The organism is Bacillus sp. AFS037270, from assembly GCF_002585305.1.
Map to the genome: position 1 here is coordinate 197,226 of NZ_NUNF01000032.1, position 16,262 is coordinate 213,487.

Annotated in this window: 12 protein-coding genes and 1 pseudogene; 10 read left to right on the forward strand and 3 right to left on the reverse strand. The window is 39.8% G+C overall.

Going from position 1 to position 16,262, the window contains the following annotated elements; genetic code table 11:
* Positions 1 to 55 precede the first annotated feature (55 nt).
* From COD92_RS16685 to queE, 4 genes are all read left to right on the forward strand, one after another.
* Positions 56 to 994, forward strand: a complete 939-nt coding sequence (locus COD92_RS16685) for a carbohydrate kinase family protein (RefSeq protein ID WP_176541474.1) — start codon at positions 56 to 58, stop codon at positions 992 to 994.
* A 147-nt stretch (positions 995 to 1,141) separates the two neighbouring features.
* Positions 1,142 to 1,804: a 7-cyano-7-deazaguanine synthase QueC gene (gene queC / locus COD92_RS16690; protein ID WP_098533774.1), complete on the forward strand. Its 663-nt coding sequence runs from the start codon at positions 1,142 to 1,144 to the stop codon at positions 1,802 to 1,804.
* Positions 1,805 to 1,807: 3 nt separating this feature from the next.
* The gene (queD, locus tag COD92_RS16695; protein WP_098533772.1) at positions 1,808 to 2,290 is read left to right on the forward strand and encodes a 6-carboxytetrahydropterin synthase QueD; all 483 of its coding nucleotides are present in this window, start codon (positions 1,808 to 1,810) and stop codon (positions 2,288 to 2,290) included.
* Positions 2,283 to 2,999: a 7-carboxy-7-deazaguanine synthase QueE gene (queE, locus tag COD92_RS16700; RefSeq protein ID WP_098533770.1), complete on the forward strand. Its 717-nt coding sequence runs from the start codon at positions 2,283 to 2,285 to the stop codon at positions 2,997 to 2,999. Before queD ends, queE begins: the two co-directional genes overlap by 8 nt.
* Before the next feature lie 92 nt (positions 3,000 to 3,091).
* Here queE and COD92_RS32860 read toward each other — a convergent pair.
* A pseudogene (locus tag COD92_RS32860) lies at positions 3,092 to 3,217 on the reverse strand (FUSC family protein); the annotation flags it as partial.
* A 195-nt stretch (positions 3,218 to 3,412) separates the two neighbouring features.
* Between COD92_RS32860 and COD92_RS16705 the strand changes: the two are divergent.
* Positions 3,413 to 4,537, forward strand: a complete 1,125-nt coding sequence (locus COD92_RS16705; RefSeq protein ID WP_098533769.1) for an NAD(P)/FAD-dependent oxidoreductase — start codon at positions 3,413 to 3,415, stop codon at positions 4,535 to 4,537.
* A gap of 217 nt (positions 4,538 to 4,754) precedes the next feature.
* Positions 4,755 to 5,279, forward strand: coding sequence for a CBO0543 family protein (locus tag COD92_RS16710; protein ID WP_098533767.1), 525 nt, complete (start codon positions 4,755 to 4,757; stop codon positions 5,277 to 5,279).
* A gap of 74 nt (positions 5,280 to 5,353) precedes the next feature.
* On the opposite strand, the gene COD92_RS16715 is transcribed toward COD92_RS16710, so the two are convergent.
* Both COD92_RS16715 and COD92_RS16720 read right to left on the reverse strand, forming a co-directional pair.
* Entirely contained in the window at positions 5,354 to 6,838 is a 1,485-nt protein-coding gene (locus COD92_RS16715) for a sodium:solute symporter family protein (protein WP_098533765.1), read from the reverse strand.
* Complete coding sequence (locus tag COD92_RS16720; RefSeq protein ID WP_098533763.1) at positions 6,838 to 7,041, reverse strand: DUF3311 domain-containing protein; 204 nt, start codon at positions 7,039 to 7,041, stop codon at positions 6,838 to 6,840. Before COD92_RS16720 ends, COD92_RS16715 begins: the two co-directional genes overlap by 1 nt.
* A gap of 252 nt (positions 7,042 to 7,293) precedes the next feature.
* Between COD92_RS16720 and COD92_RS16725 the strand changes: the two genes are divergently transcribed.
* The 4 genes from COD92_RS16725 (at position 7,294) to COD92_RS16740 (ending at position 16,189) form a co-directional block, all read left to right on the forward strand.
* Positions 7,294 to 7,905: a TetR/AcrR family transcriptional regulator gene (locus COD92_RS16725; RefSeq protein ID WP_098533761.1), complete on the forward strand. Its 612-nt coding sequence runs from the start codon at positions 7,294 to 7,296 to the stop codon at positions 7,903 to 7,905.
* Between the two features lie 13 nt (positions 7,906 to 7,918).
* On the forward strand, positions 7,919 to 9,733 hold the full coding sequence (ftsH, locus tag COD92_RS16730) for an ATP-dependent zinc metalloprotease FtsH (protein WP_098533759.1): 1,815 nt from the start codon (positions 7,919 to 7,921) through the stop codon (positions 9,731 to 9,733).
* A 264-nt stretch (positions 9,734 to 9,997) separates the two neighbouring features.
* A complete protein-coding gene (locus tag COD92_RS33175) occupies positions 9,998 to 15,076 on the forward strand; it encodes a rhamnogalacturonan lyase family protein (protein WP_480253480.1) in 5,079 nt (1,692 codons plus the stop codon).
* 162 nt (positions 15,077 to 15,238) lie between these two features.
* Complete coding sequence (locus COD92_RS16740; protein ID WP_255295281.1) at positions 15,239 to 16,189, forward strand: ribose-phosphate diphosphokinase; 951 nt, start codon at positions 15,239 to 15,241, stop codon at positions 16,187 to 16,189.
* The last annotated feature ends 73 nt before the right edge of the window (positions 16,190 to 16,262 follow it).

The window sequence follows — 16,262 nt, forward strand, 5'->3', positions numbered from 1 at the left end:
ACATAAACGGTTCCAAACAACAGGTGTTTCTGTACATTTTTTAAGGAGGATTATTTTGAAAAAACAAGGAGTCATTTCACTAGGCGATGCATTTGTCGACTATGTATCAGTCGATTCCACAAATACGAAATTCCAGCCACTGTTGGGAGGGGCAACTGTTAATGTAGCAGTGGGTACTAGCAGGCTTGGAATTCTTACCTATTATTTGTGTAAATTAGGTAAGGATAAAATCAGCACATTTGTCGAGCAAGAATTAACGAAAGAGGGCATTAATACTGATTTCTCTGTTCAAACGGCAAGTAAAAAAGTTTGTGGTGTCTATGTTCATACAAATGAAAGCGGCGAGCGTTATTTTCACTCATACATAAACGAAACACCAGATGAAGTATTAGCAGCAAATGATATTAAGAAAGAAGTTTTTGAACAGGCGAAGGTTTTTTATTTCGGTTCAGGAACTCTTTTCCACGTAAAAGCGAAAGAGGCAACAGAAACTTCATTAATATATGCAAAGGACTGCGGTAATTTGATCGCGTTTGATACGAATATACGCTTAAAACGTTGGGAGAGTGAGGAACAATGCCGCCAAACGATAATTTCCTTTCTTAAAAAAGCCGATCTTGTAAAAATTGCGGAGGATGAGTTATATTTTTTGACTGAAACCAATTCCTTTGAGGCCGGATTAGAAGCATTATCAGTTTGGAAAATTCCTTTCCTATTTGTTACAATGGGGGCTAAAGGTGCTTACGCTGTGATGAATGGTAACAAGGTATTCTTGCCAGCTCCGAAAGTCGAAGCGGTTGATACCACTGGTGCGGGTGATGCTTTTATGTCGGCACTTTTATACTGCTTTCACGAAAAGGGGAAGCCCACTCATCAATCCCAATTAATAAAGTACCTTATGTTTGCCAATCATGTTGGGGCTGCAGCAACAACTATGATTGGTTCTTTGACAGCCAATTTAGATTTTTGTGAATTAAAAAAACAACATCTGTAGGTACCCTTTTTCAATTCTTTATGATATTATTCTAGTATTGAAATTTTATGGTAGAGGTTCTAGTCCCCCTCGTTAAAAAAACTAAGATGAAGCAGTACTTCTATCTTGGGGTGCTGTTTTTTCTATTTGAAAGGAGTTTTCCTTAGTATGTTAAAGGATGAAAAAGCAGTTGTTGTATTCAGTGGCGGCCAAGACAGCACCACTTGTTTATTTTGGGCATTAAAACAATTTAAAGAAGTAGAAGTTGTTACTTTTGATTATAACCAAAGGCATTCTTTCGAAATTGAGTGTGCCAAAAATATAGCGAATGAACTTGGTGTCAGGCACCATATTTTAGATATGTCTTTATTAAACCAATTGGCACCAAACGCATTAACCCGGAATGACATCGAGGTGAAAGAGGGCGAGGATGGCGAGCTTCCTTCAACCTTCGTTCCTGGACGGAATCTTTTATTCATCTCATTTGCAGGTGTTCTGGCGAGCCAGGTTGGAGCTAAACACCTTGTAACCGGTGTGTGTGAAACGGATTTTAGTGGTTACCCAGATTGCCGTGACATTTTTATAAAATCGTTAAACGTGACCCTAAACCTGTCGATGGATAAGGAATTTGTCATTCATACTCCGTTAATGTGGCTGGATAAGGCTGAAACTTGGCAGCTTGCCGATGAACTCGATGCCTTGGATTTTGTAAGAGAAAAAACCCTAACTTGTTACAACGGAATCATTGCCGACGGCTGCGGGGAATGTCCTTCCTGTCTATTACGAAAAAAGGGCCTTGAGAAATATTTATCAACAAGAGAGGCGTTATAAAAAATGTATGGTTTCCGCATTGTCGATAAACTTCAAAAAATTAATGAGGATATCCAGCCGAACCAATTAAAATACCATCACAAAAGGGTAATGGTCAGTAAAGAATTCACTTTTGATGCCGCACACCATTTGCATTGCTATGAAGGAAAATGCAAAAACCTCCATGGTCATACCTATAAAGTAATTTTTGGGTTAAGCGGTTTTGTAGATGAGCGAGGCCTGATGATGGATTTCGGCGATATTAAAGAAATTTGGAAAAATGAAATTGAGATCCACCTTGATCACCGTTATCTAAATGAAACCTTACCCCCGATGAATACAACCGCTGAAAACATGGTGGTATGGATATACGAGAAAATGGCTGAGGCCTTAAAGCAAGCAGAACGACAAGAAAAATATGCAGGGGCAAGGGTAGAGTTTGTCCGTTTATTTGAGACACCAACAAGCTATGCTGAAGCAAGACGGGAGTGGATGGAAAATGAGTAAAATTCCCGTAATGGAAGTATTCGGGCCTACCATTCAAGGTGAAGGGATGGTCATTGGACAAAAAACGATGTTTGTCAGAACCGCTGGATGCGATTATTCTTGCAGCTGGTGTGATTCTGCATTTACATGGGATGGCTCGGGAAAAGATGATATCCGGATGATGGAAGCAGAAGAGATATGGACCGAATTAAAACAAATTGGCGGTAATAATTTCTCTTTTGTTACTATTTCTGGAGGTAATCCTGCTCTTTTAAAAAATCTCGATACATTGATCGATATTTTGAAGGATCATCATATTAAAATTGGGTTGGAAACTCAAGGGAGTAAGTGGCAGGATTGGTTTTATAAGATTGATGAATTAACGATTTCACCGAAACCGCCAAGCTCCAAAATGGTAACTGATTTTCAAGTATTAGATATGATTATTGATAACCTGAAAGAAAGTAATGTGAGCTTAAAAGTAGTCATCTTTGATGATCAAGATTATGAGTATGCAAGAAATATTCACCTCCGCTACCCTGGCGTTCCATTCTTTGTGCAGGTTGGGAATAATGATATCACAACCCCAGACAATAAGGAGCTCCTATTGCACCTATTAAATCAATATGAACGCCTTATTGATAAGGTGATGCTTGACTCAGACCTTAATGATGTAAAAGTTCTACCGCAGCTGCATACGTTATTATGGGGAAATAAAAGAGGAGTTTAACCGAGGTCCGACCCACACAGCTTTTAAGCGTAAAAGTGATGGGTCAGCCCTCGTTTTTATTTTGCTTTATTTTTTCTATTAATTGACATTGTTTGTAAACAAAGAATAACCGAAATAGGAGCCAAGTATGGATGGTTAGAACCTTCTAATTTGGCAATCTCCCATGATAGTGCAGAGGCAGCCCCCATTTTCCAAATCAAAACCGTTTTATTTTCCATTTGCTTTTTTAATTGCTACTTTGATTTCATTGAACATCCTCTTATTTAAATCTAAGTATGTACCACAAGAATAGTTTTACCGAGGTAGATATTATTATTCGATATCAGATTAACAACAAGGTTTCCTACTATTAGCTATTTTTGTTACTATTAAATTTGAAAATACATATTGAAAAAATACTTAAAAGGTGACTTATGAAAAAAATTATAGTAATAGGTGCGGGAATTCTGGGAGCATCAACAGCTTATCATCTTGCCAAGTATGGCGCAGAAGTTGTTTTAATAGACCGGCATGACCCGGGCCAAGCCACCGATGCGGCAGCGGGAATTGTTTGTCCATGGCTCTCACAACGGAGGAATAAAGCCTGGTATCAGATGGCAAAAGGTGGAGCCCGCTATTATCCCGAGTTAGTTGCTCAATTAGAAGCAGATGGAGAAACAAAAACAGGTTATAAGCGTGTCGGCGCAATTAGTCTTCATACTGATCCTGAAAAACTTGAAAAAATGGCTGAGCGAGCAAGAAAACGGCGGGAGGATGCGCCTGAAATTGGCGAAATTACCATTTTGAGTCCTTCTGAAACAAAGAGTTTATTCCCGCCGTTATCGGAAGAATATGGATCTGTATTTGTAAGCGGGGGGGCCCGCGTTGATGGCAGAGCGATCCGTGACGCCTTGATGAGTGCTGCACAAAAAAATGGAACTACATTTATTAAAGGAAACGCTGCTATTGTTTGTGAGGGAAATCGGATTGTTGGGGTTAACATGGAGGGCACCTTTTTGCCTGCCGACCAGGTAATTGTAACTGGAGGGGCTTGGTCTAAAGAGCTGTTACAGCCGTTAGGGGTTGAGTTTTTAGTGAAGCCGCAAAAGGCACAAATCATTCATCTTGAATTGCCAAACGAGGATACTGGTTTATGGCCAGTGGTAATGCCGGTTACAAATCAATATCTCCTTACTTTTGAGGATGGACGTGTCGTCGTGGGTTCCACCCATGAAAATGAGGCTGGCTTTGATAACCGCGTAACCGCAGGCGGCATACATGAGATTTTGAATAAAGCTTTGGAAGTGGCACCAGGCCTTTTAGATGGTACTTATGTTGAAACGCGAGTAGGGTTCCGCCCTTTTACGCCAGGCTTTTTGCCTGTGGTAGGGGCATTGCCTGATTTCGAAGGGATCTATGTCGCAAACGGACTAGGTGCCTCGGGGCTTACGAGCGGTCCGTACATCGGAGCTGAGTTAGCTAAGCATGTCTTAGGGAAGCCAACAGAATTAGATTTTAGTCTTTATGATGTGGCGGGTGCGATTGGAAAATCAGAGTAATTCGTGGCTAGTGTGTTTCACCATGCGGACAAAAAAGATGGGGAATCAGAGGTCTTGTCCTCAAGAAGGTTTCAAGCGGACAAGAAGGTGTAGAACGAGAGACAATTTGTCCTCAATAAAAGGTCAATAAGGAAATCTTTTAAAATAAGAGTAATCTTCCCACATGCTATTGAAATAATAGGAAAAACTAGAGATAAAAAATACCGGAGTGTAATGAATGCTCATCGTTTATGTAGCAATTTTCCTGTTGGCTGCAATTATATGGGGTGATTGGAGAAGATGGCGTCTTTATTATTCAACCATTTTATTTTTTATTGTCGGTGACCTTTTGAAAAACTTTTTATTTTATAACTACTGGTTATGGACTTATCAAGAGACCATGTTTGCAAAAAACAACCTCAAGAATCACACGATTATTAGCATCATGATCATGTTCATTGGCTATCCATCGACGATCTTTCTTTATTTAGGACGTTATCCGCTATCGAAATGGAAACAAGTTGGGTGGGTAACCTTTTGGATTTTTCTTTATTCAATATTAGAGTACATAAATCTACGTTATTTGGATTTAATCAATCATTATCATGGCTGGACAATGACATGGTCAGTTTTATTTGATATTGTTATGTTTATCATGTTTAGAATACACTTTAAAAACCCCCTATTGGCATGGGGGTTATCTATCATTTGGATCTTATTTTTGTTATATATGCATCCAATTCCGATAGAGAAGATGAAATAGAGTATAGTTAACAAACAGTAAACCTAAAAAAGACCTAACTTTTCTGTCAAGAAAAGAAAAGGTCTTTTTCGATGTTAAGCGCCCTTCTTCAAATGATTTTGCTGTTGACCAAATAACTGTTCTAGAATTGGGTTATTTTTAATCCTAGATACAAACATCGGATTAAGCACAACTGTTACAACTACATTGGCCAACAATCCCCAGAATCCTTCATAGATTCCGAAAGACTTTCCAGTCGCATAAACAGTGAAGGTAACTACTAAACCAACTAATAACCCTGCTGTAGTGGCTTCTTTGGTTTGCTTTTTCCAAAAAAGACTAAACACAATTGCTGGGAAGATTTGCACCATACCGGATACCCCTAGTAATTGCAGCGATACGAGTGCGGAAGGGAACACCATTCCAAACACTAATGCTAGTCCAATAACTACAAACACCATACAACGAGTGACTAAAGTAAGTTTTGCCGGCTGGACGTTCGGATTAATTAAATCACGGTAGATGTTATTGGCAAACAGATTCGAAGCCCCGATTGCCATAATGGAACAAGGAATCAGAGAGGCAAGGGCAATCGTTGAATAAGCTAAACCTTGGACGACGCCTCCATAAGAAACCTGAATCAAATTTAATAGAGCAAACCTTGGGTTCGTGCCCTCTGGTAGTACATGAAATGCTACAAAGCCAAGGAAAATCAGCAGGATTAAAACGATATTATATAATGGTAGAAATACAGCATTTTTCCGAAGTGCATCCGCACTTTTTGCAGTAAATACACCAGTGGCCGCATGGGCCCACATAAATAAGGCAAGCCCTGATACTAGTGAAGCCGTTAAAAACCATGGAATGCCTTTAGGACCTGATGTAGGGATAGTTAAGAGCTGTGGTGAATCGGTCGAAACCTTATCAATCATCGCTCCCCAGCTTCCAAAATGAATAATAGGAAGATTGACGACTAGGAATAACATGATAACCCAAACTAAAATGTCTTTAATAACGGCCGTATAGGTTGGACCCTTAATCCCACTGAAAAATGTAAATAGTGCTACTAAAAGGAAAGAAACAATGACGACAACTTTTACATTGATGAAGCCAGTTCCAGCAACCGTTAACGTATCTTGAATCCCTGCTAATTGCAAATCTATGTAAGGAATGAGCATTAACACACCTACAGCAGCGATTAAGAAGGATAAAAACTTACTATTAAAACGCACCTTCGCATAATCGGCTAGAGTTGTGATTTTATGATTCTTTGAAAACTTCCAGAGTTTAGGAAGGAAAAAATAAGAAATAAAGTATGCGATAATGGTATAAGGAATGGCGAAGAAAGCAAGACTTCCGCCAGTATAAGCCGTACTAGTTAAACCTAAAAAGGTATAAGCTGTATAAAGGTCGGCGCCGACTAAAAACCAAACGAGTAAGGTCCCAAACCGTCTTCCGCCAACAGACCATTCTTCGACCGAGCTCCTGTTCGTTTTATCTCTCCCTGATAAAAAACCGATTAAGACAACCCCTAAAACAATGATTCCTGTGATTAACAAAGCTGTAAGATTTCCCTGCATTACTCAGCACTTCTTTCTGATTTTTGTAATTTGTAAATGGTAAAGGTACATAAAGGAGTGATTAGCATTCCGAAAAATAACCAAAACGCCAGGAAAGGTAGTCCAAAAATAATTGGTTGGATTCGGTTAACAAATGGAATTGCCGCTAGCATGAAAATAAACGGTACAATGGATAGTAAAACAATGATGGACTTTTTGCCCATTTTTATAACCCCCTGTCAATAAATTTTTTAACGAAAATAATAGTATCAATAATATCCAATTAAAACAACAAATTTTTAGAAAATAGGTAAAATTCGTTTATATTGAAATACTTATTTTTTCTTGCTTATGACAAAGCGTCATTCTCATTCGTTGACAAGTGACACTTTGTCATATACAATAGTTTCATAGTGACAGTTTGTCATAAAAAATGATTTATTTATAAATTGTGGTTAAGATTGGAGGAGTAGCCTTTGCCCAAAATCACCTTTATTAATTTACCAGAAGAAAAAAAACAGACCCTGATTGCGGCAATGAGAAAAGAGTTTTCAAGAGTTCCGTTATATGATGCTTCTATCTCCAATATCGTGAAATCTGCCAATATTCCACGCGGCAGCTTTTATCAATATTTTGAAGATAAAGAAGATGCCTTTTTCTTTCTATTAAATGATCTAGTCATTCATATTCGGAATAACTTTATTATTTTGCTAAAAAAATATGACGGGGATTTATTTCCAACTATGATTGAGTTCTATCAGCATATTATTATGGAAGAAGAGGATGTTCATTTTTTAAAAAATGCGTTCTTAAACATGACCTATAAAATCGAGTTATCTTTTTCAAAAATCTTTAGGGGCCAAGAACATAGTGGAAATTTAAGTGATTTTCTTACTAATCTTAATATGAATAACTTGAATATTTCCAATCAAAAGGAATTGTTTCATCTCTTGCAAATCGTCTTTACCATCACACTAAGAAATGTCGTTGAAAAGTTTGCCAAGGATCTATCGAATCAAGAAGCTTTGGCTAATTATAAAATGGAAATGAATCTTCTAAAAAGTGGACTAATCCGGAAAGATTCATAATGGAGGAACAAACGTGAAACAAGTAAAACCACCAAAGAAGCCACTGATATTTTATTATGGAATAACAATTGTCATCATACTGCTACTAAATTCATTCATTTTTCCATTGATCACGAACCACTCGGTAAAGGAAGTCGATTATGGTACCTTCTTAACCATGGTGGACCAAGGCAAAGTGAAACAGGTCGAAATTGAAGATAACACGATTACGTTTAAATCCACCGCTTCAAAGCTATATAAAACAGGGACGATTGAAGACCCTCAATTAGTGGATCGTTTGCATAATGCAGATGTCAAATTTACAAAAGTTATTCCAAAAGAAACTTCGCCACTGTTAAATTTCATCCTGTCTTGGATTCTTCCATTCGTCATTTTTATTGCGATTGGACAATGGTTAATGAAGAAAATGCAAGGGAAGATGATGGGCGGAGGCGGCCCTTTATCCTTCGGAAAAAGCAATGCCAAAGTGTATGTTGAAACTGAAACAGGTATCACATTTAAAGATGTCGCTGGGCAGGATGAAGCGAAAGAGGCGCTTCAGGAAATCGTTGACTTCCTTCATAATCCAAAAAAATATAAAGAAATTGGAGCGAATATTCCAAAGGGAGCGCTGTTAGTAGGACCTCCAGGAACAGGTAAAACACTCCTCGCCAAGGCTGTTGCAGGGGAATCTAAGGTTCCATTCTTCTCAATGTCGGGTTCTGAATTTGTCGAGATGTTTGTCGGAATGGGGGCTGCTAGAGTAAGAGATTTATTTAAACAAGCCCAAGAAAAAGCCCCATGTATTGTGTTTATTGATGAAATAGATGCAATCGGGAAAAGCCGTAATTCCGGTATGGCCGGTGGAAACGATGAACGGGAACAAACCTTGAACCAGCTGTTAACAGAAATGGATGGATTTGATGCCGATAAAGGTGTCGTTATTCTAGCCGCAACGAATAGACCGGAAACGCTTGATAAGGCGCTATTAAGACCTGGCCGATTTGATCGAAGAGTACCGGTTGAATTGCCTGACTTAAAAGGTCGTGAATCAATCCTTAACGTTCATGCTGCTAAGGTGAAATTGACTGACGATGTCGATTTTAATGTGATTGCTAGGGCGACATCAGGAGCATCTGGTGCAGATTTAGCTAATATTATCAACGAGGCTGCCTTAAGAGCCGTGAGACTAGGCCGGAATAAGGTAACTCAAAATGATTTGGAAGAGTCTGTTGAAGTGGTCATTGCCGGTTATCAGCGAAAAAATGCAGTTATTTCGATGAAGGATAAATTAACAATTTCTTACCATGAAATCGGACATGCCTTGGTTGCGGCCAAACAGAGTCACTCGGCACCTGTTCATAAAATAACGATTATCCCAAGAACGTCTGGTGCTTTAGGTTATACCATGCAGGTAGATGAGCAGGAAACGGTCTTGATGTCGAAAGAGCAGGCCTTGGATAAAATCACTACTTATATGGGAGGACGTGCCGCTGAGGAAATAATTTTTAAAACGGTCACATCAGGAGCTTCCAATGATATTGAGCAAGCAACCAAGATTGCCAGAGCGATGGTTACTAGATTTGGTATGAGTGATGAGTTTGATATGATGGCACTAGAAACTGTCAATAACCCGTATTTAGGCGGAGACACTTCGTTAATGGTATCAGCGGAAACCGCAGCCAAAGTGGATGCTGAGATCCTTAAGATTATTAAATCTTGTCACCAAAAAGCGATTCAAATTTTAGAGGAAAATAAAGATAAACTGCATGAATTGACTAAATATCTGTTAGAAAAAGAAACCATCACCGGCGACGAATTTATGTCGATATTAACGGCAAAGTCTTGATGGAAATGAGCCAGGGTAGAAACAACTACCTTGGCTTTTTGCGTCTGGAAGCAGGATAAAAAGACTAGCTGAAACTAGTAGTATGTACTTATTTTTATTTGGACCACTGATTTTTAAACTGAATAGTCTGAATTTTGTATATTCAGAAGGAAAAAGTTAGTTGTAAGATAACTATTGGAAGCGCTGCCAGAAAAAAGGAGGTAGATGATTGATTGAGTGAATGCATTAACACTAGTCTTGAAAGGGAGAAAAGGAGGAAACTAGTTGACTATCAAAAGAAATGAAATGAAAAGGATGATGGCCATTATCCTTAGTTTTTTACTGATATTGGCACTTATCCCAGCTGCTGCTCTGCAAGTATCAGCAGCAGAAACCACATTATTGAAAAAGTTTGATTTTGGAACACCTTCTAGTCCAGTGAAAGAAGGTTACATTCAAGTTTCTTCAGAGACTGCCTATTCGGCTGAAAAGGGGTATGGCTTTGCCGATCCCTCTATGGTATCTTCATTCGACAGAAACACAGGGGATGAGGTAAAGTCTGACTTTATTACCACAAAGGAAACGTCATTTAACATCGATCTTCCAAACGGAGATTATACGGTTACTGTTGTTGCAGGAGATGAACAGGAAGGAACGGAAGTCGGGATTAAGGCAGAAAATATTCAAAAGGTTCAAAATGCGACGATGGCAGCCGGCGAATATATGGAACGCAGCTTTGATATTGCTCTCGTGGATGGTCAATTAAACATCGATTTTACAGGAACGAATCCAAAACTAAATGGTTTGACTATTGAAAAACTTCCGGAAAGAACGGCCGGAGAACTTCCAACGGTTTACATAGCGGGGGACTCAACGGTCCAAACCTATGATGAATATTGGAGACCTCAAGCAGGATGGGGACAAATGATTTCCCGTTTTTTCAGCTCTGATATCACATTTAAAAACCATGCCATTGGAGGCCGAAGCACCAAAACCTTCATTAATGAGGGCAGATTGGATACGGTTTTAAGAGAAATCAAACCAAACGATTATTTTTTTATCCAGTTTGGACATAATGATGCGACCATTAGTGTGCCAGAGCGCTATGCATCGGTTCCAGATTATAAAAATTATCTAAAAACTTATATTAACGGTGCTCGGCAGCGCGGTGCGATTCCGATTCTTGTGACGCCTATGGGAAGACGTGACTTTAATCCAGACACTGGTAAGTTTAACGTCAGTTTCCCTGAATATGTACAGGGTATGAAGGAAGTAGCGGAAGAACTGAACGTTGATCTGGTGGATTTAAGTGCTCGAAGCGTAGCGTACTATGATTCCATTGGTCCTGAAGGCTCGCTTTCCGTTTTCCTTCATCTAGATTCAGGGATCTATACTGCATTTCCAAATGGATCTCAAGATAATACGCACTTCCAAGAATATGGAGCCATCCAAATGGCCCGGTTAATTTCGGAAGAAGTGAAAAAACTGGATATTTCTTTATCTTCTTATGTAACCGGGATTGAACCTCCTGCTAATGTACCTGCTAAACCTAGCAAATTGGTTGCAAGTAGCATAAGTAATGCCGGAGCATTGTTAACCTGGAACGCGGTTGAAGATACAGATATTTATAAGGTATATCGCAAGCTATCCACTGCAAGTGAATATTCGTTAATCGGCACTTCCACCATTCCTCGATTAAATGTGACAGGAATGGAAGAAGGAAAAACCTATGATTTAGTTGTATCTGCGGTGAATGGAAAAGGTGAATCGGAAAAATCAGAAGCTGTACAGGTGACTACCAAAACAGCAACATTAAAATACGACTTCGGCTTAGCCGGTAATCCGATTGCGGAAGGTTATACTGGAGTAAACCTTTCTACTAAATATACAAAAGAAAAAGGCTATGGAATCGTCGATCCTACTGGAATGATCGGACGGGACCGAGGTACCGGGGGAGATCTGCTTCGCGATTGGCTAGGCTACTTTAATGTTGGCTGGAAATTTAATGTCGATCTGCCTAACGGGCTTTATGCTGTAAAAGTATATGTGGGAGATTTCTCAGGCAGTGCTAGAACAACTCTTGGGATTGAAGGCCAGGATTATGGTACGATTTCTGCCCCTAAACAAAACTATACGACTAAGATTGTTTCACAGGTATCTGTAAAGGATGGACAGATGAATTTTAGCTTTGGCGGTGCTACAGGAATTGTGAACGGTGTGGATATTACACCGATTTTACTGGCTCCATCAGAACTAAAAGTCGAAGAGCAGTCTTTGGATGTTAACCAGCCGTTTGTAACCCTCTCATGGAAAGGCGCCCAGGATGCGGTAAAATACAATGTTTACCGTAAGATTGCCGGTACAAAGGATTTAGTGTTATTAGGCAGCACTAACAGCAATTCCTATAAAGATACTACGGTTGATGTAGGTATAGAGTATCAATATGCAGCAACAACGATTGACAATGCCAATGTTGAAACAGTCCCTTCCATGCCACTAGATGTAAGAATGATAGATCCATCGCAGCCAGTACCAGCCAAACCTAGCAATCTTAAGGTTGGAAAGGTGAATAAAAATGATTTGACTTTTAGCTGGGATCAAGTTGAGGGTGCGGTTACTTATAATGTATATCGTTCGAAAAAGCAGGACGGCACGTACCAACTAATTGGTAAATCGAAAGGTGTTTCTTATAAAGATGAAACCGTTTTGACGACGATTCCTTATTTTTATAAAGTGGCAGCCGTGAATGCAGGAGGTATCTCGGAACTCTCTGATATTCTTGAAACCCCAGCAGTAACAGTATTAAAGCGGCAAATGGAAGATATCGACCGGGCACCAGTATCAGTTAAAACAGATGATGGAGTCTATGTAAGCTGGAGAATGCTTGGTACTGATCCTGCTGACATTAGCTTTAACGTCTATCGTGACGGTAAAAAATTTAATGACAAGCCAATTACTTCGAGCACCAACTATGTAGATAAAGATGGTAAGGCTGATTCTGTTTATGAGATCCGTGCAATTGTAAATGGTAAGGAAAGAAAATCACAGGAAAAAACTAAGGTTCTGAATAAAAATTATATGGATATCCCGCTTAAAAAACCACAGGATGGTGTCACACCACTCGGTGATCCTTATACCTATCGGGCAAATGATGCGAGTGTAGGGGACTTAGACGGTGATGGTCAATATGAATTAGTTCTAAAATGGGATCCTTCCAATTCAAAGGATAATTCCCAATCAGGCTATACTGGAAATGTATATGTGGATGCGTATGAGATGGATGGTACCTTTAAGTGGCGGATTGATTTAGGGAAAAATATTCGTGCCGGGGCTCACTATTCACCATTCTTAGTGTACGATTTTGATGGAGATGGAAAAGCGGAGGTTGTTTTTAAAACAGCTGATGGAACCATTGATGGAAAAGGAACCGTTATTGGCAGAGCAGACGCGGATCATCGCAATAGCACCGGTTATGTTCTCCAAGGTTCTGAGTATTTGACTGTTTTTGAAGGAGAAACAGGAAAAGCATTGACTACAACTGATTATGATCCGCCGCGTGGTGATGTTTCCTCATGGGGAGATTCCTATGGGAACCGTGTCGACCGCTTCCTGGCTGGAGTCGCTTATTTAGATGGTGAACATCCAAGTATCATAATGGCACGCGGTTATTATACACGAACTGTTCTTGCTGCCTATACTTGGAAAAATGGAAAGCTGACAAAGCAATGGGTTTTCGATTCCAATGATGAAGGTAATGGCGATTATGCCGGTCAGGGATACCATACTTTAAGTGTCGCAGATATTGATAAGGATGGTAAGGATGAAATTGTTTACGGTCAAATGGTCGTTGATGATGATGGAAAGGGCCTATATACAACTGGTTTAGGTCATGGCGACGCACTTCATGTCGGGGATTTCATTCCAAATCGTCCGGGACTTGAAGTTTTCGGAGTCCAAGAACATACAGATGCCCCATATGGCTATGATATGCGTGATGCGGAAACTGGCCAAATCCTTTGGGGAGTCAAAACGGGTCAGGATACAGGCCGTGGTCTAACAGCTGACATCGACCCTAGATATAAAGGTGAAGAGGCATGGGCCATTTCTGGTGAATGGAACAGTCGTGTTGGTGGACTTTATTCGGCAGAAGGTGAAAAAATATCCGAAAACATCCCAACGAGCAACTTCGCCATTTGGTGGGACGGTGACTTACAACGTGAATTAGTGGACCATAAATGGGATGCAGACAAAGGCACGGGTGTGGGTACGATTGATAAATGGGATTATAAGAATAATAAACTAGTAAATCTGCTTACCGCGGATGGAACACTCTCCAATAATTCAACTAAGGGAAATCCTGTGCTTCAGGCAGACTTATTTGGTGACTGGAGAGAAGAGGTTATTTGGAGGACTGAGGATAGCAGCTCATTACGCGTTTATATGACATCGGAAGAAACCGAACATAGAATATACACCTTGATGCATGACCCACAATATAGACTATCCGTTGCATGGCAAAATATCGGTTATAACCAGCCGCCGCATGCTAGCTTCTTCATCGGCGAAGGTATGGCGCCACCGTCGGTTCCAAGTATTGATGTGGTCGAAAGAAAAGATGCTACAGCCCCGGAAACTGAGCATGAAGTGGTTGGCGAAGAAAAGGACGGCTGGTACAATAATCCTGTAACCGTCAATCTGTCTGCTGACGACTATGAGTTCGGTTCTGGAGTTGGCGCAACTTATTACTCACTAAATGGTGCGGCACAACAGAGTGGTACAACTGCAAAAATTGAAAAAGACGGCAAGCATGTTTTACAGTACTGGAGTATTGATAAGGCAGGAAACATCGAGACGAAGAAATCGGTAAGCATTAATTTGGATCAAACTGGACCTGAAATCAACTTCTCCGTGAAAGACGGCACCGAGTTTGGAGTTGACCAGCAAGTCACGGTTAAATGTGAAGCATTAGATCCTTTATCCGGTATTGCAACTTCTACCTGTAAGGATGTATCCGCCCCTTCTTATGAACTGGGATTAGGAAATCATTCCTTTATTGCAGAGGCTGCTGATAAGGCTGGTAACGAGTCTAGCAAATCCATTAATATTACTGTTTTTGTTAGCTATGATAATTTAGGAAACTTAACAGACCAGTTCCTAACTGAAGCAGGCGGAAATACCGATATTGTCACTTCTTTAAAAACAAAACTTGCTGCTGCCAAAGCATCAGAGGAAAAAGGAAATAACGTTGCTAGAAATGGACAGATGCAAACTTTTATCAATGAGGTGAAAGCGAAAGGAGAAAAAGATTTCACAGAGAAACAAGTTCAAATCCTAGCGGAATTAGCAGTGTCTTTAATGAAATAAACTTAGTTTGTTTTGCCCAAGGGTGCTGTCTTTTTTCAGTGCCCTTGGTTTTTTCTATTTTTTTTAAGTACAAAATCTACCCTGATTTCATTTCTTCATGTAGAATAGGATAATGGACATGCGTTAATATTGAATCAATAAACATATTTTGGGGGATCAAAGGTGACATATCAACTGAAGAAGAGCTTTAAAATGTTTTCATTAAATTCGAATCGTGAGTTAGCTAATGAGATGGCTAAGCTTTTGGGCTGTGAACTAGGAAAGAGCTCTAGCACTCAATTTAGTGATGGTGAAATTCAAGTTAATATTGAAGAAAGTGTTAGGGGTAATGATGTATTTTTGGTGCAATCAACTTCACAACCCATTAATGACAATATTATGGAGCTTCTGGTAATGGTGGATGCTTTGAAAAGAGCTTCAGCCGGTATGATCAACGTTGTTATACCTTACTATGGCTATGCTCGTCAAGACCGTACAGCTAGACCGCGTGAGCCTATTACAGCGAAATTAGTTGCAAGACTTTTAGAAACAGCCGGTACTACTAGAGTCCTGACAATGGACCTTCATGCGCCGCAAGTACAGGGGTTTTTTGACATCCCGGTTGATCACCTTATAGCCAATCCAATCCTAGGAAATTATTTTGAGAAAAAAGGCTTAGAGGATGTTGTTGTAGTTGCTCCTCATAATGGTGCCGTTATTCGAGCTAGAAAATTAGCGAGTATTTTAGATGCTCCAATTGCCTTAATTGATCGAAGACAGGAAGAATCTGGGGAATCTGAGATCATGAATGTTATTGGGAATATCGAGGGTAAAAATGCGATTATTGTCGATGATTTAATTAATACGGGTGGAACTATTACTTTGGCTGCTAATGCTCTAATGGAGAGAGGAGCAGAGACGGTTTATGCATGCTGTACTCATCCTGTATTCTCTGCGGATGCGATTAGTAAGATTGAGTCTTCTCCAATTAAAGAATTAGTCGTAACCAATACGATTCAAATGCCGGAGGAGCAGCGAATCGATAAAATCACCACTTTATCCGTTGCCCCATTGTTAGCGGAAGCTGTTGAACGGATTCATAATGAAAAAGCAGTAAGTCCGTTATTTGAATAAGAAAAATCCCTCTGTGCGTGTGCGACAGAGGGATTTTTCTTATTTAAAAGTTGGTATAAATTTCGACTTCGAG